Raw genomic sequence first — 20138 nt, 5'->3', positions numbered from 1 at the left:
TAGCTCAGTTGGTAGAGCGCAACCTTGCCAAGGTTGAGGTCATCAGTTCGAACCTGATGTGCCGCTCCAAATTAAAGCCCTGCATCATTGATGCGGGGCTTTTTTATTGCCTGGAATAAACATTTTTGGCTCTTTGCATTAAGCTAGCAGAATATCTTTCTTTAACAACTAGGCATTCGATGGATCAGCTTGCTCAAATAAAACAAGCGCTTCGCAAACATGCCGATGCTGAAAAGGCCGCTTTTATCCCTCGATACTTTCAAGCCTACGCGGGTGGATATGGCGAAGGTGACCGGTTTTTAGGTATTCGTGTTCCCGATATTCGCAACGTTGCTAAAACTTATCCGCTAGCCATAGAAGAGTTGGATGAGCTAATTAGCTCGGCGTTTCATGAAGAACGCTTTTTTGCCTTGGTGGTGTTGTGTAGCCATTATCAAAAATCAAAGACACGGAGTCAGCAACAGCAGGTAATGGATTTTTATTTACAGCATGTCGAATGGGTGAATAATTGGGATTTGGTAGATTGCTCGGCGCCCAAAATCGTTGGCCCGTATATTTGGCAGCAGCAAGATAAGGACTTGTTAGAAAGGTTCGCTGCAAGTGACAGTATGTGGCAGCAACGCATTGCCATGGTGAGTTGTTTTTATTACATTCGACAAAATGACAGCCAGCTGACGTTATCTTTAGCCGAACGCTTTCGCACTCATCACCATCCATTAATGCATAAAGCGGTGGGCTGGATGCTGCGAGAGTTAGCCAAACGAAATCAACATGCTGTTGAAGGATTTTTGCAGCAACATCTCAATCAACTTCCTCGAGAGTTGCTGCGATATAGTATAGAGCGCTTTGATGAACCTTTGCGTAAGGCCTATTTAAGCGGAGATATTCTTAAATAGTTAACATTGATGCTGCGCGTACATGGCCGCGCCTACAATGCCTGCTTGGTTTAAGCCTTGAGCTGGCAGAGCTTCCGCTTTTAGGGCCAGTTGCTCTGAGTATTTATCAAACTTTTTGCTGGCCCCACCGCCAATAATGAAACAATCGGGCGACATTAAAAACTCTAAGCGTTGTAAATATAAGTTGAAGCGTTTGCCCCACTTTTTCCAGCTAAGCTCTTCGGTTTCTCGCACTCGGGCACTGGCATAATGCTCAGCCACTTTTCCCTCAAGGATAATATGGCCAAATTCGGTATTCGGTAATAGCTCACCATTCACAAAAACGGCACTGCCTAAGCCGGTACCTACGGTAATAATGGCCACTACACCTTGATGATTTACACCTGCACCAAAAGCCATTTCAGCCATGCCTGCGGCATCTGCGTCGTTTACTACATAGCAGGGGCAATCGGTATACTCTGAAAACAAGGCTTCAACATTGGTACCAATCCAGCTTTTATCGATGTTAGAAGCGGTTTGTGCCACGCCATGACTCACCGTAGCCGGGAAGCCGCAGCCAATAGGCCCTTGCCAAGCAAAGTGCTCAACCATTTCTTTTAAGCAGGTGGCAACCGCCTGAGGAGTGGCTGGTTGTGGTGTTGCGATGCGGTGTCGTTCACTAATCAACTGACCCGTATTTGAATCAACGATGGCGGCCTTAATGCCTGTGCCACCTATATCAACGCCAAGTAAGTGCATGAGCTGCTTCCCATTATTTTATTCTAAAAAAGTGTAACAGAACTTAATGGCTCAGGGCATTAAGCATCGCGAGTTAATCCTTTTTCTATAATACGGATCAAACGCGCGGTTTTTCGTGAAGCTTTGCTAGCTTTGGCCAGTTGTTGCTTAATGGCCCAATCAATATGCTCTTGTACAACTTCGCTAACATCTTGTTTTGACTGTAAGTCTTGAATGGCTTGTTCTGAGTAACTGGCATTACCTAAGGCAATGGCTATGTTGCGCAACCATTGCTGGTGGCCAATACGACGAATGGGGGAGCCTTCGGTTTTCTTAAGAAACTCTGCTTCTGTCCATGCAAAAAGTTGTAAAAGCGTGGGTTGGTCGAGCTGTTCGCGGGCAGCAAAATCAGCTTCTTGGGTTAGCTGTGCGTAGCGGTTCCAAGGGCAGGCCAATTGGCAGTCGTCGCAACCATAAATACGATTGCCCATCAGGGGGCGCAGTTCTTCATCTATCACACCGTCGTATTCAATGGTGAGGTAAGAAATACAGCGGCGTGCGTCTACTTGATATGGCTCAACAATCGCTTGAGTTGGGCAAATGGTGATACAGGCTACGCAATCCCCGCACTGCTCTTCAACTGGTTGGTCAATGGGCAGCGGTAAATCTACAAATAGCTCACCTAAGAAAAACCAAGAGCCGGCATCTTGATTAATCACCAAGGTGTGTTTACCGGTCCAACCCAATCCTGCTTTGCTGGCTAACTGGCGTTCCATTACTGGCGCAGAGTCCACAAAAGGGCGCATGTTTAGTTGCTGTTCGCAGTAATCATTAATCGCTATGCCTAAGTGGTTCAGGCGTTTGCGCATTAGCTTGTGATAGTCGCGGCCCAATGCATAACGGCTTATGTAGGCTTGATCGGTTTTACTTAGGCTTTGGGCAAACTTTGCATCTTCAGGCAAGTAATCCATGCGCACAGAAATAATCCGTTGAGTGCCTTCGTGTAATAGTTCGGGGTGTTTACGTAGCTCGAGGTTTCGCGCCAGATAGTCCATTTCGCCGTGGTAGTCTTTAGCTAGCCATTGCTCCACTGATTGATGATGTTGACTAAGATCCACATCTGTTATGCCGATCTGTTGAAAACCTAGCGATTTAGCGGTCAGCTTGATATGTTGAACAAGCTGTTTTAGGTCAATTTCGGTTGGTATGGGCATGGCTCAAAAGCACGATTTATTTTCTTACAGTTTACCACAGACTTTATGGCGCGCCGAAGTAGTGAAAAGCCAAGAGGCCGTGATTGCCGATAAGTTAGGTATCAGCTTGTCACTGCTGATGGAGCGGGCTGGACAAGCCGCTTTTGATTATTTGCAGAGTGCTTGGCCAGGTGCGCAAAAACTATTGGTTTTAGCGGGTGGCGGCAACAATGGTGGCGATGCTTACGTAGTTGCTCGTTTAGCGAAACAGTCTGGTCAGCAAGTTCAAGTGATTGATCTTGGTAGCACAACAGGCAAGCCCAGTGAAGCTGGTGCGGCAAAAGATGCTTGGGTAGCTGCCGGCGGTAAGCTTGAGACATTGGATGAGCTTGACTGGCAGTGCGACGTGATTGTTGATGGTGTATTAGGCACCGGTATCACCGGCTCGCTTCGTCAGCCTTTATGTGACTTATTTGCCAAGGTGAACCTCGCTACAGCGCCAGTGTTGAGTTTAGATTTACCCTCAGGTTTGTGTGCCAATACTGGTCGCAACTTAGGCGCAGTCATCAGCGCGAATGCCACCATTACCTTTATCGCCGCCAAACAAGGTTTGTTTACCGGCCATGCAGCGGAATATGTCGGTGAGTTGGTATTTGCTGGTTTGGGCATTGACCAACAATTTGAGAAATACAATGTAAGTGATGTTTCGCGGGTTGAGGTGAGCGAATTAACTCAAATGCTGCAGCGCCGTTCTAAAACAGCACATAAAGGACAATTTGGCCGGTTGGCTGTGGTGGGCGGAAACAAAGGCATGCCAGGGGCTATTCGCATGGCCGCCGAAGCCAGCTTGCGAGCCGGTGCTGGTTTGGTCAATGTATTCACTCACCCTGATAATTCACCGGTAGTTAACGCTGGTCGCCCCGAATTAATGGTAGCGGGTATAGGGCTTGAACACACAAAGTCATTGGCTGAATCACTGAAGCCATCCCGCTGTGTCGTGATAGGCCCAGGGCTCGGCCAAGATCAATGGGCGAAATTGCTGCTAACTGAAACCTTTAAGCAAACTGTACATTGTTTGGTTGATGCCGACGGGCTTAATCTTTTAGCACTAGCGCCGCTGCGTCGAAATGATTGGGTTTTGACTCCACACCCTGGTGAAGCTGCGAGACTGTTAGCTTGCTCTGTGGCAGATATTGAGGGTGATAGAATTGCAGCTGCACGCCATATCCAGCAAGCTTTTGGCGGCGTTTGTGTGCTTAAAGGTGCTGGAACCATCATTGCTGGGAATGACGGCAAAGTAAAAATTTGTAATGTTGGTAATCCAGGCATGGCATCTGGTGGGATGGGAGATGTTTTGTCTGGTATAATCGGCGGCTTAATGGCCCAATTTGCAGTGCAGCATTCGTTATTTGATATCGCCTGCCTTGGGGTGAGTATTCATGGAATGGCTGGAGATCTAGCCGCAGCGCAAGGCGAGAGAGGCATGTTAGCCTCAGACTTGATGCCTTATATAAGACAATTGGTGAATCCAGAACTGTAATGAAAACGTGGCAAATTGAACTAAACGACGCAGATGCAACCGTTGCCTTAGGTGAGTTACTGGCAAAAGCCTGCCAGCAAGCAAGTGTTATTTACTTAGAGGGCGAGCTTGGCGCGGGTAAAACCACCCTTACTCGAGGCTTTATTCAAGGAAAAGGGCACAAAGGTAAGGTGAAAAGTCCCACTTACACTTTGGTGGAACCTTATCAACTAGATACTTGGCGGGTTAATCACTTTGATTTGTATCGCTTGGCCGACCCTGAAGAGTTAGAGTTTATTGGCATTCGAGATTATTTTGCCGACGACTGTCTATGTTTGGTGGAGTGGCCAGAAAAAGGACAAGGCTTTTTGCCTGAGGCAGATTTGCTGGTTGAGCTGGTTTACCGCGGAGAGCAACGCAGCGCCGTAGTAAAAGCTTTTAGTGAGCAAGGAATAGAGATTGTGGAGTGGTTAAGTAAACATGGTGCATAGCCTTAAATTGAGCCCTTGGATGGGCTTGTTTTTGTATTTTGTATGTGGCTTAGCGATGGCTAATGCAAATGTATCTGGGGTACGAGTGTGGAGCAGCCCGGATAATACGCGTATTGTATTAGACTTGTCGGGCGCACCTGAATTTAACCATTTCAACCTCACCACGCCGAATCGCTTGGTACTGGATTTAGAAAACAGCAAAATGCTGGCTGAGCTAAGTAAGGTAGAACTATCGGGCTCATTGGTTAATAAAATTCGAGCCAGTACTCCAAAGGCGAAAGGTGATTACCGTTTAGTCATTGAGCTTAGTCAGGCGGTTAACCCTACTATCTTTGCGTTAAAACCTACCGGCAACTACGGCCACCGCTTAGTAATTGATTTGCCAGACAAAGTAGGTACAGCTCAAACCAAGAAAAAACAGCAGCAAATATCCAAAGCGAAAAACCAACAGCAGTTAGCCGGAAATAGAGACATCATTATTGCCATTGATGCAGGCCATGGTGGCGAAGACCCTGGTGCAATTGGTAATCGTAGAACTTATGAGAAAAACATTACCTTAGCGATTGCAAAGCGCGCTCAGCGTTTGATTAATCAAGAAAAAGGCCTAAAAGCGGTGTTAGTTCGCGAAGGCGATTACTTTGTTAATTTGAATAAACGCTCGCAAATTGCCCGTAAAAATAAAGCAGACTTTTTAGTCTCTATCCATGCTGATGGCTTTACCTCTTCACAACCTAAAGGCGCGTCTGTTTGGGTGGTGTCTACTCGCCGAGCTAAAAGTGAAGTAGGTCGACATTTAGAAGATCACGAAGCTGAGTCAGATTTGCTAGGCGGAGTAGGCGAGGTAATGGGCAGTGTAGAAAATGATGCCCACCTTAACTTTGCATTAATTGATATGCAGATGGACTACTCGATGAATACCGCCTACGAGGTGGCCAAAAAAGTATTGAGCGAGCTGGGTAAGGTAACCAGTTTGCATAAGAAGCGCCCTGAACATGCAAGCTTAGCGGTGCTTAAGTCTCCTGATATTCCTTCTATCTTGGTAGAGGCTGGCTTTATTACCAACCATAACGAAGAGAAGCTGCTTAAAACTGGCAATCATCAAGAGCGCATTGCTAAAGCCGTGGTTAAAGGTATTAAAGCGCATTACCGTGCCAAGCCTCTGGCCGGGACGCTGTATGCGCAAACCTACGGGGTGAGAAAACACACCGTGAAAAAAGGTGAGTCTTTGTCGGTATTAGCTGCGCGTTACAACACCAGCGTGGCGGGTTTGAAAAAAGCCAATAAACTATCTTCTAATACTTTAAAAATTGGTCAAGTGCTGACCATTCCTAACAGTTAAATGGCTATTCAAATACTGCCAGCGCAGTTGGCTAACCAAATAGCCGCCGGTGAAGTGGTTGAGCGCCCGGCGTCTGTGGTTAAAGAGTTGATTGAAAACTGCTTGGATGCCGGTGCCACTCGTATCGATATAGAAATAGATAAAGGCGGCGCTAAACGAATTCTTATTCGAGACAACGGCTCAGGCATTGTTAAAGATGAGCTAAGTCTTGCATTAAGTCGTCACGCTACCAGTAAAATAGATAGCCTTGATGATCTAAGTGCTATTGCTACGTTAGGCTTTCGCGGTGAAGCGCTCGCCAGTATTAGTTCAGTATCGCGCTTAAGTTTAAGCTCGCGAACTGCAGAGCAAGAACAGGCTTGGCAGGCCCAAGCTGCCGGTCGAGACATGCAGGTAAGCTTGCATCCCTGCGCTCACCCGGTAGGCAGTTCTGTAGAAGTATTAGATTTGTTTTTTAATACGCCCGCACGGCGTAAGTTTTTGCGCACCGAAAAGACCGAGTTTTCTCATATCGATGAGTTGTTAAAGCGCTTAGCCTTGAGCCGTTTTGATGTAGCGGTAAGCTTAAAACACAACGGTAAATTGATTCGCCAATACCGTATTTCTAAAGAGCTCGATAAGCAGTTAAAGCGAGTAAGTACAGTTTTGGGTGTGCCATTTACTCACCATTGTTTGCATCTAGACAATCAGCATGATCAGCTGCGTTTACATGGTTGGTTGGGTTTACCTGAAGTGGCTCGCGCCCAAAACGACCAGCAGTACTTTTATGTAAATGGTCGAATGATGCGTGACAAGCTACTACAACACGCAATTCGACAAGCTTTCGCGCCGTATCTGGGTGATGACCAGCATGCTTGTTATGTTTTGTATTTAGAGCTGCCTTTAGACCAAGTAGATGTAAATGTTCATCCTGCTAAGCACGAAGTGCGATTTCATCAAGCCCGTTTGGTGCATGACTATATTGTTCAAGTATTGGGATCGGCCTTAAGCAAAATCCCTCAAGCGAACCAAACCGCAGAGCTAGATTCTCACTGGACGAATGAAACAAGTGATGATGATTTTTCTGCGCCAAGTGTTTCTCATGGTTACACCGCAACACCCGCTCCGCGGTCGTCGTCACCGATAAGCGCCAGCGCAGGCAGAGATGATAATCGTCATGCTTACCAATCAAATTTACATCGTGCAGAGCCACCTAGCGTTCAAGAACTAAATGCGAACAATCAATGGCTAAATACCAGCGCTAGTTTTACATCCAATTCAGCTTCACCGGCTGTAAAGCCTACGGCTGAGTCAGTACTATACCCGCTGCATTTAGACGCTAATGGCTACTTATTGGCTCGCCACCAACAGCAACTTGTGATGATTGATGTGTGGGCAAGCCAGCAGCATTTAGCGTTTAAGCAGGCGTTAGAGCAATGGCAGCAAGGTTTAGATAGTGTTCCGCTGTTATTGCCACTAAAGCTAAATATTGAGCCAGATTTACTCCATTTAGTTAAACAACAAATTGATTCACTGCGTCGTTTAGGTTTTAGTTTTAACTTAGTAAACAAGCATCAGTTAATTGTTGCTCAAGTCCCCAAGCTATTCAGAAAAGCAGATTTTGCTTTGCTGATACCTAGCTTGTTGTTGGCGATGAGTCAATTACCCGATAGCGAATGGCAACAACCTGAGGCCTTGTTAAGTGGTTTGATCAAACTGCAAAACAAGCCCAATGATTTTGCTTGGCAGCAGGCAGTGGAGTGTTGTCAGGGCTTACAGCAAATTTATGCCGATGAGCTACCAAGTACATTATGGCGACCAGTGGATTTATCTCCTTGTATCGCGGGGTTTGCCAATGAGTAATACACTACCGGTTGTTACGTTGATGGGCCCTACGGCGTCGGGTAAAACCGCGCTAGCTATTGAGCTTCATCAACAACAAGGTTTTGAGTTAATCAGTGTCGATTCTGCGCTAATCTATCGTGGAATGGATATTGGCACCGCTAAACCAACTGCGAAAGAGCAAGCCTTGGCCCCTCATGCTTTAATTGATATTTGCGACCCTACTGCGGTGTATTCTGCAGCAGACTTTCGTAAAGATGCGTTAGCAAAAATCAGTGAGATTCATCAACGCGGTAATATCCCCTTATTGGTGGGGGGAACCATGTTGTATTTTAAAGCCTTAGTAGAAGGCATTGCTGATTTACCAGAAGCGAGCCCGTTGTTGCGTGAACAAATTCAGCAAGAAGCTGCATTAGGCTCCTGGGAGCTTTTGCATCAGCAACTAGCAGGTTTTGATCCAGTAAGTGCGGCCAGAATTAGCGTTAATGATCACCAGCGTTTGATGCGGGCAATTGAAGTTTACCGCCTGAGGGGGAAATCTTTAACCGAGATTAATCAGCAGCCACTGCCTGAGTTGCCATTTAAAGTACATCAATTTGCTATTGTGCCGAAAGAAAAAGCGCAGTTGCACAGTCTCATTGAACAACGATTTACAATAATGCTGGAACTTGGTTTCGAAGCTGAGGTCAAAGCGCTGATGCAAAGGGGAGATTTGGATTTAAGCCTACCCTCAATGCGTAGCGTAGGGTATCGCCAAATGTGGCAATATCTCAGTGGTGAAATAGATTACGATGAAATGGTTTTTCGTGGCGTTGTGGCCACCAGGCAGTTAGCCAAGAAGCAAATGAACTGGTTAAAATCGTGGTCATCGTTGACTTGGTTAGAAAGCGCAAACCCGGAAAACAACAAAATTATTACTAAATCGCTAAGTGATACTTGAAAATGTCGCTATAAGGCTCCAACTTAGTGGTATATAATCGAATTTGATCTGTGCCAATTAATTAATAAGAAAAAAGGAACAATAACATGGCGAAGGGGCAATCATTACAAGACCCATTTTTGAATGCGTTACGACGTGAACGCATTCCCGTTTCAATTTATTTAGTAAACGGTATTAAGTTGCAAGGCCAAGTTGAATCATTTGATCAGTTTGTTATCTTGTTGAAAAACACTGTCAGCCAGATGGTATATAAACATGCTATCTCTACTGTGGTTCCAGCTCGCGCTGTTCCACACCACACCCCAGTACCTGGCGAAACCAAAACCGAAGAGTAGAATATTGCGAAGGCACCTTAGCCTTGGTGACTACCAAGGAGTAGAAAAGCTTGTTTGACCGTTATGAAGCAGGTGAACAAGCCATCTTAGTCCATGTAAACTTTAATGACGAAGATGAGCGAGAAGACCTGCAAGAACTGAAGATGTTAGTCAGTTCTGCAGGCGTTAACGCAGTTGCTACCATCACCGGTAGCCGAGTTTCCCCTCATCCCAAATATTTTGTGGGTGCGGGTAAAGCTGAAGAAATTGCCGAATGTGTTAAAAGTGCCCAAGCGGATGTGATTATTTTTAATCACGCTTTATCGCCAGCACAAGAGCGAAATCTAGAAATGCTCTGTGAGGCTCGGGTACTTGATCGTACAACCCTCATATTAGACATATTTGCTCAACGCGCACGTACCCACGAAGGTAAGTTACAGGTAGAGCTGGCGCAGTTACGGCATATGTCATCTCGACTGATTCGCGGCTGGACTCACCTAGAAAGACAAAAAGGTGGGATTGGCTTACGTGGGCCAGGTGAAACGCAACTCGAAACCGATCGCCGTTTACTCCGGGCGCGTATTAAACAAATTCAACAGCGTTTAGAGAAAGTAGGTAAACAGCGAGAGCAAGGGCGCAGAGCCAGGCAGCGCGCAGAATTACCCACGGTTTCGTTAGCGGGTTATACCAATGCGGGTAAATCCACATTGTTTAATCAAATCACCGAATCCAAGGTATATGCTGCAGACCAATTGTTCGCAACGTTGGATCCAACTTTAAGAAAAATAGACATTGAGGACGTAGGCAAGGTAATTCTTGCTGATACGGTAGGCTTTATTCGCCACCTTCCTCATGACTTAGTGGCAGCATTTAAAGCGACTTTAACCGAAACACGAGAAGCTCAACTATTATTACATGTGATTGATTGTAGTGATGAAAGAATGGCTGAGAATATCGAACAGGTTGAGGTAGTATTAGAAGAAATCGGTGCGGGAGAAATCCCATTTTTGCAGGTATTCAACAAAGTTGACCAGCATCCCGATATGGCACCACGCATAGAGCGTGATGAAGAAGGTTTACCCCAAAAAGTGTGGGTATCAGCGTTAACGGGAGAAGGGTTGCCACTTTTGTACAAGGCAATCAGCGAACGTTTAGTTGGTGAAATGGTTAACCACACTTTGCGTTTACCACCAAGCGAAGGTCGCTTGCGTAGTCGTCTATATCAGTTAGACTGCGTAACAGGTGAACGCTTAGACGATGAAGGAAATATCGTTGTTGATATTCGATTAGATGCCATTGATTGGCAGCGGTTGGATAAACAATTTGACCATAATTTAGAAAGTTTTATTGCTCAATGTGAGTAGGCATTAACTTTAACTTCTGGAGACACAGATGGCCTGGAATGAGCCTGGCAACAAAGGTGGCGGCGGTGACCGTGACCCTTGGGGCAATAACAATAAAAATGGAAATCAGGGTCCCCCTGATTTAGATGAAGTGATCACCAAACTTACTCGTAAGTTTGGCGGTATCTTTGGCGGCGGCAAGAAACCATCGGTTGGCGGTGGCGGCGGTGTTAGCGGCTTTGGTATTGCTGTTGTGCTAGTGATCTTGGCCGTTATTTGGGTAGCAAGTGGTTTCTACACCATTAAAGAAGCTGAAAAAGGGGTTATTCTTACCTTTGGTAAGTACGACGCCGAATCAGGCTTGGTTGATTCTGGTTTAAACTGGAAAGCGACCTTTATTCAAGAAGTGATCCCTGTGAACGTAGAGGCGATTCGCTCTTTACCTGCATCGGGCTTTATGTTGACGGAAGACGAGAACGTGGTTCGCGTTGAAATGGATGTTCAATATAAGGTTATTCAACCGCATAACTACTTATTTAGCGTAACTGCTCCAGATGATAGTTTGGCGCAAGCTACCGACAGCGCACTGCGTTATGTTATTGGTCATACAACGATGGATGACATTTTAACAACTGGTCGTGAAGTAGTAAGAAGCGAAACCGAAGAATTACTGAATAAGATCATCGAACCTTACAATTTAGGTATCGAAGTGGTTGACGTTAACTTCCTACCGGCTCGCCCGCCGGAAGAAGTAAAAGATGCCTTTGATGACGCGATTTCTGCCCAAGAAGATGAGCAACGTTTCATTCGTGAAGCTGAAGCTTATCAACGTGAAATTGAACCACGAGCCCGTGGTCGAGTTCAACGTATTGAGCAAGAAGCTCAAGGTTACCAAGAACAGATTGTGTTAAGAGCACAGGGTGAAGTGGCACGTTTTGAACTGTTACTGCCTGAATATGAATCTGCACCTGACGTAACTCGCCACCGTTTGTATTTAGAAACGATGGAAGAAATTTATGGTAAGTCGAACAAGGTGTTGATTGATGCGTCAAACAACAGCAACATGTTGTATTTACCTATCGATAAGTTAATGGACCAGGGTCAACAGCCTACTCAGCGCAAGTCTAGCTCTAGCAGCAAGTCTTCAACGATTAGTTCTGAGCCAGCCAGTTCAATTCCTTCTCGTCCTTCATCTTCTAATATTAGAAGCAGTGAACGCACTACTTCGGGGAGAAACTAAGCCATGAAACAGTTAGCTATTTTTGGCGTGATTTTAGCCTTGTTAGTGGGATACTCTTCGGTATTTGTGGTTCAAGAAGGTGAGCGCGGGATTGTTATTCAGTTTGGTAAAGTAAAACGTACCGCTGAAGGTGATACCAAGGTTTACTCTCCAGGCTTGCAATTTAAAGTACCGTTTATTGACTCCGTACGTACTTTGGATGCGCGTATTCAAACCCTTGATGGGAATGCAGACCGCTTTGTAACCTCTGAGAAGAAAGACTTAATCATTGATTCTTATGTGAAATGGCGAATTGCAGACTTTTCTCAATTCTACCTATCGACTGGTGGTTCGGTTATTCAAGCTGAATCACTATTAAAACGTAAAATCAATAACGGTCTGCGTAGCGAAATTGGTGCGCGTACTATTCGTGACATCGTTTCTGGTGAACGTGGTCAAGTAATGGAAGATGCCTTAAAACGTATGGCGCGTTCTTCAGAGATAGGTATTGAAGTTACCGACGTACGTATTAAGCAAATTAACTTACCAGACGAGGTAAGTAGTAGTATTTACCAACGTATGCGAGCAGAGCGTTTAGCGGTTGCTAAAGAGCACCGTTCGCAAGGCCAAGAGCAAGCCGAAATTATTCGAGCCAATGTTGACCGTCGCGTAAACGTGTTATTGGCTGATGCTGATAAGCGGGGACGTGAAATGCGTGGTGAAGGTGATGCTACCGCTGCTAAAGTTTATGCTGACGCGTTTACTAAGAACCCTGAGTTCTATAAGTTTTGGCGTAGTTTAATGGCTTATCGCACCAGTTTTGATAATGGCGGAGACGTAATGGTGTTAGAACCAGACAGCGAATTCTTCCGTTATATGAAAGAACCTGCGAAACCATAATACTGAGGGCCCAGTTTTATACTGGGCTTTTTTATGACTGATTCAATTTTATTAGCGCTGGCTCTAGTATGCCTAATGGAAGGCTTAGGGCCTTTGTTATTTCCTAAGCGCTGGAAACGCCTACTAAAATTAATTTCAGCAATGTCAGCGAGCAATATTAGGCAGATTGGTCTTAGCTTGGTGGGTGTTTCTATTATACTCTTCTATGTGATTAATCTTTGACCTTGGCATAGAAAATCGGTATAACTTGCACCCCTTGACTGTCCGATTTCTGCTAGAATCGCTTTTTAACTGAGACGACAAAAGACAATGGGAAAGAACGTAGTGATCCTTGGCTCCCAATGGGGAGACGAAGGCAAAGGTAAGATCGTTGACTTACTTACCGACAAATCAAGCTATGTGGTTCGCTATCAAGGCGGTCACAATGCTGGTCACACCTTAGTTATTGACGGTGAAAAAACCGTCCTCCACTTAATACCATCTGGTGTTCTTCGCGACAACGTTACCTGTGTTATTGGTAATGGCGTAGTACTGGCTCCTGATGCGCTATTTAAAGAAATGGCTATGCTCGAAGAGCGTGGCGTTCCGGTAAAAGAACGCCTGGTAATCAGTGAAGCTTGTCCTCTTATTTTGCCTTACCATGTTGCCTTAGACATGGCGCGTGAAAAAGCGCGAGGCAAAAACGCAATTGGTACTACTGGTCGTGGTATTGGTCCTGCCTATGAAGATAAAGTTGCTCGTCGCGGTTTACGCATCGGTGATTTGTTCGACATGGAGCAATTTGCTACCAAGCTAAAAGAAGTGATGGAATACCATAACTTCCAACTTAATCATTACTATGACGCGCCAAGCGTAAGTTATGACGAAGTGCTTGAGCAAATGACTAAAATGGCTCCAGTGATTACAGCTATGGTAACGGATGTTACTGATATGCTTGATCAGGCGCGCCGCCGCGGTGATTCAATCATGTTTGAAGGTGCTCAAGGTACCTTGCTTGATATTGACCACGGCACTTATCCGTTTGTAACCTCGTCTAATACTACTGCTGGTGGTGTTGCGACAGGTAGCGGGTTTGGCCCTTGCCACTTAGATTACGTATTAGGTATTACCAAGGCTTACACAACGCGTGTAGGTTCAGGTCCATTCCCTACCGAGCTAGACGATGATATTGGCCAACACCTAGGTGTTAAAGGTCATGAGTTTGGCGCAACAACTGGCCGTAAGCGCCGTTGTGGTTGGTTGGATGCGGTAACTATGCGTCGTGCTGTACAAATCAATAGTTTATCTGGTTTATGCCTAACTAAATTAGATGTTCTAGATGGTTTAGAAGAGCTTAAAATCTGTACTGCTTACAGAATGCCTGATGGCAAAGAGCTTCGCGTACCGCCAATGGCTGCTGAAGGCTACGAAGTTGCTGAACCAGTCTATGAATCAATGCCAGGTTGGTCTGAAAACACCTTTGGTGTAACCACTCGTGAGCAATTGCCACAAGCTGCGTTAAACTATATTGCACGTATCGAAGAACTGTTAGAAGTGCCGGTTGATATTATTTCAACAGGGCCTGACCGTGTTGAAACGATTATTTTACGTCATCCATTTGCGTAGTTAATCGAGTGCAATAAAAAAGGCTGCCAATGGCAGCCTTTTTTGTGTCTAGCTATTTTAGTTTAAGCGGCGCGGTCTGCGGCAATATTGGCTAAGCTCATTAAGGCTTGCTTATGCTCGCTATCTTCTATGATGTTTAAGGCATCAATCGCTTTTTGCGCTTCTTCAGCAGCGCGAGCTCTGCAATATTCTAGGGCTTGGGTTTTATCCAAAATAGCCAATATTGTCTCTAGCTGATCACGTGAACCACCTTGAGTGATGGCATCGGCGATCACTGCTTTATCGGCTGGCTCAGCCTTATCCATTGCATATATAAGCGGAAGGGTGGGTTTGCCTTCTGCAAGGTCATCACCCACGTTCTTGCCCATTTCCGCTTGGTCTGCCACGTAATCAAGAACATCATCCATTATCTGGAAGGCTGTCCCTAAGTACTTGCCGTAGTCTTGCATGGCGAGTTCAACCTCGGGGCTCTGTTCGCCGATCACAGCGGCTAAACGCGTGGCTGCTTCAAACAGTTTTGCCGTTTTACAGTAGATGACTTCAAAGTAACGTGCCTCGTCAGTGTCGGGGTCGTTACAGTTGATTAACTGTAAAACTTCGCCTTCGGCAATGACATTGGTAGCGTCAGCCAGGATGTCCATTACTTTGAGGTTTTGCAGTTGGGTCATTAGCTGAAAGGAGCGAGAATAGAGAAAGTCGCCAACCAACACGCTGGCCGCATTACCAAATCGTGCATTCGCCGTATCTTTGCCGCGGCGCAACTCAGATTCATCCACTACATCGTCGTGTAACAAGGTAGAGGTATGGATGAACTCGATGATAGCGGCTAGCTTTACGTGTTGCTGTTGTTGGTAACCTAAGGCTCTAGCAGCCAATACAGTCAATAAAGGACGGATTCGTTTACCGCCGCTATTTACGATATAGAAAGAGATTTGGTTAATGAGGGCAACATCTGACTCGAGCTCTTTAAAGATCAACTCGTTTACTGCAGACATGTCTTGATCAGACAGCTTTTTTATCGCATCCAATTGCATAGTATCTTATTAGAGGTTAATGCCGATGATTCAGCAATTTATTTTGATAATTTAATGTTGCAATAGTATCTCAATTCCTGTGTTTACGCAGCTTTCGCTGGCTAAAATTCTTAGGCTTGCGTGATTTTTAAACTTTTTCAATTTTCCCCTTGCTAGAAGGGATCTTTTTCCGTAGAATCCGCCGTCATTGTTAAGAATTATAGACACCTTGAAATACTAGGTGTACAGCGGAGTTTGAAGAAAATGTACGCGGTTATCCAAAGTGGTGGTAAACAGCACCGTGTGGCCGAAGGTCAAACACTTCGCCTTGAGAAACTAGACGTTGAGACTGGTGAAACAGTTGAATTTGATAACGTATTACTAGTTGCGAATGGCGAAGATGTTCAAGTAGGCGCACCTTATGTAGATGGTACCAAAGTAACAGCAGAAGTTGTTTCTCATGGTCGTGGCGATAAAGTTAAAATCGTTAAGTTCCGTCGTCGTAAGCATTCACGTAAGCAACAGGGCCACCGTCAGTGGTTCACTGAAGTTCGCATTACAGGCATTAACGGTTAATTTAGAGGAATATACTCATGGCACATAAAAAGGCTGGTGGTAGTACTCGTAACGGTCGCGATTCGGAAAGCAAACGCCTAGGTGTTAAGCGTTTCGGTGGCGAGTCTGTATTAGCGGGTAGCATTATTGTTCGTCAACGTGGTACTAAATTCCACGCGGGCTCAAACGTTGGTATCGGTAAAGACCATACTCTTTTCGCAACTGCCGAAGGCAAAGTGAAATTTGAAGTAAAAGGTCCTAAAAGCCGTAAGTTTGTTAGCATCGTAGCTGAATAAACTTCCAACTAGATCTTTAAAAAGCCCCGCTACTAGCGGGGCTTTTTTTTTCCAAGAAGCCACTATTTCTATTACTTAATAGATGTGGTGCATTATAGTTAAGCGATAATGCTGGAGTAGAAAATGAAATTTGTAGATGAAGCGGTAATTAAAGTTGATGCGGGTGATGGTGGTAATGGCACCATTAGCTTTCGCCGTGAAAAATATGTCCCTCGTGGCGGCCCAGATGGTGGCGACGGTGGTGATGGCGGTAGTGTTTATTTGGTAGCGGATGAAAACCTGAACACGCTAATTGACTACCGTTTCGAACGTTTCCACAAAGCGGAACGTGGCGAAAATGGCCAAGGCTCGAACTGTACTGGAAAGCGCGGTGAAGACTTAGAGTTACCGGTTCCCGTTGGTACTCGAGCACGCGACCGAGATACTGGCGAGTTGCTGGGTGATTTAACCCAGCATAAGCAGCGTTTACTCGTAGCAAAAGGTGGTTTTCACGGCTTAGGTAATACCCGCTTTAAGAGCAGTACTAACCGTGCTCCTCGTCGTAAGTCTAACGGCACGCCAGGTGAAGTAAGACAGCTTCAGTTAGAGCTTTTGCTACTTGCAGACGTCGGTATGTTAGGCCTGCCCAACGCGGGTAAGTCGACTTTTATTCGCAGTGTTTCTGCGGCTAAGCCTAAAGTAGCTGATTACCCTTTTACCACCTTAATTCCAAACCTTGGTGTTGTTCGTCAATCTGAGAACCGCGGTTTTGTTATTGCTGATATCCCAGGTTTAATTGAAGGCGCTGCTGACGGAGCTGGACTAGGTGTTCGCTTCTTGAAACACTTGGAGCGTTGCCGAGTGTTATTGCACCTTGTGGATGTATTACCTGCAGACGGCAGTGACCCTGCAGAAAACGCAGTGACTATCATCAATGAACTAGAGCAATACAGTGAAAAACTGTTTGAAAAGCCTCGTTGGTTGGTATTTAACAAAGTGGACTTGGTGCTTGAAGATGAAGCAGAAGAAATCCGCCAGCAGGTGATTGAAGCACTAGATTGGCAAGGTGAAGTTTTCTCTATTTCTGCGCTTGAAAATAGTGGCACTAAAGATATTTGTAAGGCCATTGGACAATTTATTGAAACGCTGCCTGTAGTTGAAGAAGAAATCGCAGAACGTGAAGAAGTGAAGTTCCAGTGGGATGACTATCATCAACAGCAAATCGATCAGGCCAATCAAGAGGACTGGGATGACGAAGATGATGATTGGGACGATGATGATGACGATCATGGTGTAGAGATTATTTACCAACCATAGTAGGCTACTTATAGTGGTAGTATTACTTGGATCGTTAAATGTTACGCTCGTTTAGACATTCTCCGGAGCCTGTTCAGGCTCCGGTTCGTACACTCTCTTTAGAACAGCAAACTAGTATCTGCCGTGTTGCGGTGCAGGCTGGTCGCATCATGCAGCAGCATGGCGCAGAAAGTAAACTCATTGAAGAAACTACGGTGCGTTTAGGCAAAGCGCTAGGTTTAGACAGCGTAGAGCTGGCCATTACGGCAAACGCTTTAATCCTGACTGGTTTGTGCCAAGGGCGCTGTATTACTACTACGCGCAGGGTTTACGATCGCGGTATTAACATGCATATGGTGTGCGAAGTGCAGCGTATTACCATTATGGCCGAGAAGCAGTTACTGGATGAGGCCGATGTGGTAAAGCGCCTCGAGCGCTTGCAGCCTTATAAACATAACCGCTGGCTAGTGGTGTTTATGATTGGCTTGTCGTGTGCTTGCTTTAGTCACTTGTTCGGAGGGGATTGGTCAGTATTTGGCATGACCTTTATTGCCTCTGCAGTGGCCATGACATTTCGCCAAGAAATGGCACACCGACACCATAACCCCATTCTGAATTTTGGCATGACCGCATTTGTAGCCACCACCATCGCGGGCTTGGCTGTACGTTATGATATTGGTAATCAACCGCAAACGGTAATGGCTGCTTCTGTGTTACTTCTGGTGCCTGGTTTTCCACTCATTAATGCAGTGTCTGACATGGTAAAAGGGCACATTAGTATGGGGATTTCACGTTGGTTTTTTGCTTCATTACTCACCTTGGGTGTAGCGATGGGCATTGCGCTGTCGATGTGGGCTACCGGTGTGAGTGGGTGGTTATAGAATGGGTGACTTAATCAAACTTCTTCTTGAAGATGCCTTATTCTCTGCAGTTCCTGCTGTAGGTTTTGCCATGGTGTTTAATGTACCAACACGCATGTTAGGTTTTTGCGCCATTGGCGGCGCTTTTGCGCACAGTTTGCGAACCCTATGCATCTATTGGGGCGTTCCTCTGGAATGGGCGACTCTCGTTGCTTCCACCAGTGTAGGTTTATTAGGAGTGTATTGGTCTAGGCGCTATTTAATTCCTAGGCCGGTGTTTACCGTGGCGGCCATTATCCCGATGATCCCAGGAAGTTACGCCTTCACTACCATGGTGGGCATTATTAGCTTATACAGTAATGGTTTTAGTGAACCCTTGCTCGCAACAATTATCGAAAATGGCCTAAGAACGATGTTTATACTTATGGCCTTGAGTTTTGGTTTGGCTATACCTTCGGTAGTGATATACCGAGGAAGGCCAATTGTTTAACAGATGTTTTAGAAAAAGGTAGAGCAGTGAAAGTAGCAATGATTGCCGCAATGGCAAAACAGCGTGTGATTGGTAAAGATAACCAAATGCCTTGGCACTTACCCGCCGATTTGAAACATTTTAAAGCGGTAACGATGGGAAAACCGGTGATAATGGGTCGGTTAACCTACGACTCAATTGGGCGCCCTTTGCCTGGCCGTTTAAACATTGTGATTAGCCGCAATCCAGATTTAAACATTGAAGGTGTTACGGTAGTTAGTAGCGTAGAAGCCGCCTTAGACTTGGTTAAAGAAGAAGTTGAAGTGATGGTGATCGGCGGGGCTAACATATACCAACAGTGTTTAGCGTTTGCCGATGTGCTTTACCTTACCTTTATTAATAAGGATGTAGAGGGAGATGCACATTTTCCTGATTACCAACAACACCAATGGACTGACATTTCCTCAGAAAAACATCTCGCTGATGAGAAAAACCCTCATGACTATGAGTTTGTTACTTTAGCGAGAGCCTAATTTAGCCGGCGGCATTCCCAGTTAAGCAATCTTGAGTATACATGCGCTGGTCTTCCCAGCGCAGCATTGATAAATGGTTGCCCCATACACAGCCTGTATCTAAACCTGAGACTAATTCTTGCTTACTTTTACCCATTAGCGCAGCCCAGTGCCCAAAGACGATATGGGTCTGTTTAAGGTGTTTTCCGGGCAATTCGAACCACGGTTTTAAGTTAGGGTTATTGTTTTTATTAGGTGGTACTTTGCATTCAAAGTCTAAACTAGCATCGGGAAAACAATATCGCATACGAGTGAAAACATTGATGATGTAGCGTAAGCGGTCGTAACCGACTAACTCATCACTCCAATGTGCTGGCTCATTGCTGTACATACTTTTCAGTAGCGATAAGTAGTTGTCTCCAGCCAATTCTTTGTGGACTTCTTTACCGAGTTTCAGTGCCTTACTTACTTTCCACTTAGGGTAAATACCCGCATGCACCATTACCACATCGTGCTCAGGATGTTTAACAATCAGTGGTTGCTGGCGTAACCAATCAAGTAACTCATCTTTATCTGGTGCATCTAATAAATCTTGCAGCTTGTCGCGGCGTTTCGCGCGATGGATACCCTTTGCTACGGCTAATAGATGAAGATCATGATTACCGAGGACAATTTGCGCTGCGTCGCCTAACTCTTTTACAAAACGCAGGGTTTCTAACGATTTAGGACCTCGCGCGACTAAGTCTCCGGCTAGCCAAAGTTGGTCTTTTTTCTTGGAGAACTTACACTGATTTAACAGTGCTTTTAGTTCATCTAAACAGCCTTGAATGTCCCCAACAAAATAGGTGGCCATGGCGTGCC

Annotated in this window: 22 protein-coding genes; 18 read left to right on the top strand and 4 right to left on the bottom strand. The window is 45.4% G+C overall.

Annotated features, from left to right (window positions below; genetic code table 11):
• Nucleotides 1–179: 179 nt before the first annotated feature.
• A complete protein-coding gene (locus Q4549_RS21290) occupies nt 180–896 on the top strand; it encodes a DNA alkylation repair protein (RefSeq protein ID WP_303554461.1) in 717 nt (238 codons plus the stop codon).
• Here the strand turns inward: Q4549_RS21290 and ppgK are convergent, their stop codons facing one another.
• Both ppgK and queG read right to left on the bottom strand, forming a co-directional pair.
• Entirely contained in the window at nt 897–1634 is a 738-nt protein-coding gene (gene ppgK / locus Q4549_RS21285) for a polyphosphate--glucose phosphotransferase (protein WP_137674328.1), read from the bottom strand.
• 59 nt (nt 1635–1693) lie between these two features.
• A complete protein-coding gene (gene queG / locus Q4549_RS21280; RefSeq protein ID WP_303554463.1) occupies nt 1694–2827 on the bottom strand; it encodes a tRNA epoxyqueuosine(34) reductase QueG in 1134 nt (377 codons plus the stop codon).
• Here queG and Q4549_RS21275 point away from each other — a divergent pair.
• From Q4549_RS21275 to Q4549_RS21230, 11 genes are all read left to right on the top strand, one after another.
• A complete protein-coding gene (locus Q4549_RS21275; protein WP_303554465.1) occupies nt 2826–4346 on the top strand; it encodes an NAD(P)H-hydrate dehydratase in 1521 nt (506 codons plus the stop codon). The two genes, queG and Q4549_RS21275, sit on opposite strands and share 2 nt — an antisense overlap.
• Nucleotides 4346–4816: a tRNA (adenosine(37)-N6)-threonylcarbamoyltransferase complex ATPase subunit type 1 TsaE gene (gene tsaE, locus Q4549_RS21270; protein ID WP_303554467.1), complete on the top strand. Its 471-nt coding sequence runs from the start codon at nt 4346–4348 to the stop codon at nt 4814–4816. The genes Q4549_RS21275 and tsaE overlap by 1 nt, the downstream gene beginning before the upstream one ends.
• A complete protein-coding gene (locus Q4549_RS21265) occupies nt 4806–6155 on the top strand; it encodes an N-acetylmuramoyl-L-alanine amidase (protein ID WP_303554469.1) in 1350 nt (449 codons plus the stop codon). The genes tsaE and Q4549_RS21265 overlap by 11 nt, the downstream gene beginning before the upstream one ends.
• Nucleotides 6156–7997: a DNA mismatch repair endonuclease MutL gene (gene mutL / locus Q4549_RS21260; protein ID WP_303554472.1), complete on the top strand. Its 1842-nt coding sequence runs from the start codon at nt 6156–6158 to the stop codon at nt 7995–7997.
• Nucleotides 7990–8916, top strand: a complete 927-nt coding sequence (gene miaA / locus Q4549_RS21255) for a tRNA (adenosine(37)-N6)-dimethylallyltransferase MiaA (RefSeq protein WP_303554473.1) — start codon at nt 7990–7992, stop codon at nt 8914–8916. Before mutL ends, miaA begins: the two co-directional genes overlap by 8 nt.
• A gap of 86 nt (nt 8917–9002) precedes the next feature.
• Nucleotides 9003–9251 (top strand): RNA chaperone Hfq, encoded by a 249-nt coding sequence (gene hfq / locus Q4549_RS21250; protein ID WP_137674321.1) that lies wholly within the window; start codon nt 9003–9005, stop codon nt 9249–9251.
• 50 nt (nt 9252–9301) lie between these two features.
• Nucleotides 9302–10594: a ribosome rescue GTPase HflX gene (gene hflX / locus Q4549_RS21245; protein ID WP_303554475.1), complete on the top strand. Its 1293-nt coding sequence runs from the start codon at nt 9302–9304 to the stop codon at nt 10592–10594.
• A gap of 28 nt (nt 10595–10622) precedes the next feature.
• Nucleotides 10623–11813 (top strand): FtsH protease activity modulator HflK, encoded by a 1191-nt coding sequence (gene hflK, locus Q4549_RS21240; RefSeq protein WP_303554478.1) that lies wholly within the window; start codon nt 10623–10625, stop codon nt 11811–11813.
• Nucleotides 11814–11816: 3 nt separating this feature from the next.
• Nucleotides 11817–12692 carry a protease modulator HflC gene (gene hflC / locus Q4549_RS21235; RefSeq protein WP_303554480.1) on the top strand — a complete coding sequence of 292 codons (876 nt, stop codon included), beginning with the start codon at nt 11817–11819 and terminating at the stop codon, nt 12690–12692.
• Between the two features lie 33 nt (nt 12693–12725).
• The gene (locus Q4549_RS21875) at nt 12726–12914 is read left to right on the top strand and encodes a DUF2065 domain-containing protein (RefSeq protein WP_368411624.1); all 189 of its coding nucleotides are present in this window, start codon (nt 12726–12728) and stop codon (nt 12912–12914) included.
• Nucleotides 12915–13001: 87 nt separating this feature from the next.
• Entirely contained in the window at nt 13002–14297 is a 1296-nt protein-coding gene (locus Q4549_RS21230; protein WP_303554482.1) for an adenylosuccinate synthase, read from the top strand.
• Nucleotides 14298–14359: 62 nt separating this feature from the next.
• Here the strand turns inward: Q4549_RS21230 and ispB are convergent, their stop codons facing one another.
• Nucleotides 14360–15331 (bottom strand): octaprenyl diphosphate synthase, encoded by a 972-nt coding sequence (ispB, locus tag Q4549_RS21225; protein WP_303554484.1) that lies wholly within the window; start codon nt 15329–15331, stop codon nt 14360–14362.
• 243 nt (nt 15332–15574) lie between these two features.
• Here ispB and rplU point away from each other — a divergent pair, with 243 nt between their 5' ends.
• The 6 genes from rplU (at nt 15575) to folA (ending at nt 19298) form a co-directional block, all read left to right on the top strand.
• A complete protein-coding gene (gene rplU / locus Q4549_RS21220) occupies nt 15575–15886 on the top strand; it encodes a 50S ribosomal protein L21 (protein ID WP_137674314.1) in 312 nt (103 codons plus the stop codon).
• A 17-nt stretch (nt 15887–15903) separates the two neighbouring features.
• Complete coding sequence (gene rpmA / locus Q4549_RS21215; protein ID WP_137674313.1) at nt 15904–16161, top strand: 50S ribosomal protein L27; 258 nt, start codon at nt 15904–15906, stop codon at nt 16159–16161.
• A 123-nt stretch (nt 16162–16284) separates the two neighbouring features.
• Nucleotides 16285–17457, top strand: a complete 1173-nt coding sequence (cgtA, locus tag Q4549_RS21210) for an Obg family GTPase CgtA (RefSeq protein WP_303554486.1) — start codon at nt 16285–16287, stop codon at nt 17455–17457.
• 38 nt (nt 17458–17495) lie between these two features.
• On the top strand, nt 17496–18317 hold the full coding sequence (locus Q4549_RS21205; protein ID WP_303516722.1) for a threonine/serine exporter ThrE family protein: 822 nt from the start codon (nt 17496–17498) through the stop codon (nt 18315–18317).
• A gap of 1 nt (nt 18318) precedes the next feature.
• On the top strand, nt 18319–18786 hold the full coding sequence (locus Q4549_RS21200; RefSeq protein WP_137674310.1) for a threonine/serine exporter family protein: 468 nt from the start codon (nt 18319–18321) through the stop codon (nt 18784–18786).
• Nucleotides 18787–18812: 26 nt separating this feature from the next.
• Nucleotides 18813–19298 (top strand): type 3 dihydrofolate reductase, encoded by a 486-nt coding sequence (gene folA / locus Q4549_RS21195; RefSeq protein WP_303554488.1) that lies wholly within the window; start codon nt 18813–18815, stop codon nt 19296–19298.
• 1 nt (nt 19299) lies between these two features.
• Here folA and Q4549_RS21190 read toward each other — a convergent pair whose 3' ends face one another.
• On the bottom strand, nt 19300–20130 hold the full coding sequence (locus tag Q4549_RS21190) for a symmetrical bis(5'-nucleosyl)-tetraphosphatase (RefSeq protein WP_303554490.1): 831 nt from the start codon (nt 20128–20130) through the stop codon (nt 19300–19302).
• Nucleotides 20131–20138 lie beyond the last annotated feature (8 nt).

The organism is Agarivorans sp. 2_MG-2023, assembly GCF_030548085.1.
Taxonomy (GTDB): Bacteria; Pseudomonadota; Gammaproteobacteria; order Enterobacterales; family Celerinatantimonadaceae; genus Agarivorans.
The sequence above is the reverse complement of the archived record's forward strand: the minus strand, read 5'-3'. Positions and strand labels throughout refer to the sequence as shown.

Bases quoted from the DNA above. Each gene is read 5' to 3' on its own strand.
- Q4549_RS21290 (WP_303554461.1), top strand. From the start codon at position 180: ATGGATCAGCTTGCTCAAATAAAACAAGCGCTTCGCAAACATGCCGAT.
- ppgK (WP_137674328.1), bottom strand. From the start codon at position 1,634: ATGCACTTACTTGGCGTTGATATAGGTGGCACAGGCATTAAGGCCGCC.
- Q4549_RS21275 (WP_303554465.1), top strand. From the start codon at position 2,826: ATGGCTCAAAAGCACGATTTATTTTCTTACAGTTTACCACAGACTTTA.
- queG (WP_303554463.1), bottom strand. From the start codon at position 2,827: ATGCCCATACCAACCGAAATTGACCTAAAACAGCTTGTTCAACATATC.
- tsaE (WP_303554467.1), top strand. From the start codon at position 4,346: ATGAAAACGTGGCAAATTGAACTAAACGACGCAGATGCAACCGTTGCC.
- Q4549_RS21265 (WP_303554469.1), top strand. From the start codon at position 4,806: ATGGTGCATAGCCTTAAATTGAGCCCTTGGATGGGCTTGTTTTTGTAT.
- mutL (WP_303554472.1), top strand. From the start codon at position 6,156: ATGGCTATTCAAATACTGCCAGCGCAGTTGGCTAACCAAATAGCCGCC.
- miaA (WP_303554473.1), top strand. From the start codon at position 7,990: ATGAGTAATACACTACCGGTTGTTACGTTGATGGGCCCTACGGCGTCG.
- hfq (WP_137674321.1), top strand. From the start codon at position 9,003: ATGGCGAAGGGGCAATCATTACAAGACCCATTTTTGAATGCGTTACGA.
- hflK (WP_303554478.1), top strand. From the start codon at position 10,623: ATGGCCTGGAATGAGCCTGGCAACAAAGGTGGCGGCGGTGACCGTGAC.
- hflC (WP_303554480.1), top strand. From the start codon at position 11,817: ATGAAACAGTTAGCTATTTTTGGCGTGATTTTAGCCTTGTTAGTGGGA.
- Q4549_RS21875 (WP_368411624.1), top strand. From the start codon at position 12,726: ATGACTGATTCAATTTTATTAGCGCTGGCTCTAGTATGCCTAATGGAA.
- Q4549_RS21230 (WP_303554482.1), top strand. From the start codon at position 13,002: ATGGGAAAGAACGTAGTGATCCTTGGCTCCCAATGGGGAGACGAAGGC.
- ispB (WP_303554484.1), bottom strand. From the start codon at position 15,331: ATGCAATTGGATGCGATAAAAAAGCTGTCTGATCAAGACATGTCTGCA.
- rplU (WP_137674314.1), top strand. From the start codon at position 15,575: ATGTACGCGGTTATCCAAAGTGGTGGTAAACAGCACCGTGTGGCCGAA.
- rpmA (WP_137674313.1), top strand. From the start codon at position 15,904: ATGGCACATAAAAAGGCTGGTGGTAGTACTCGTAACGGTCGCGATTCG.
- cgtA (WP_303554486.1), top strand. From the start codon at position 16,285: ATGAAATTTGTAGATGAAGCGGTAATTAAAGTTGATGCGGGTGATGGT.
- Q4549_RS21205 (WP_303516722.1), top strand. From the start codon at position 17,496: ATGTTACGCTCGTTTAGACATTCTCCGGAGCCTGTTCAGGCTCCGGTT.
- Q4549_RS21200 (WP_137674310.1), top strand. From the start codon at position 18,319: ATGGGTGACTTAATCAAACTTCTTCTTGAAGATGCCTTATTCTCTGCA.
- Q4549_RS21190 (WP_303554490.1), bottom strand. From the start codon at position 20,130: ATGGCCACCTATTTTGTTGGGGACATTCAAGGCTGTTTAGATGAACTA.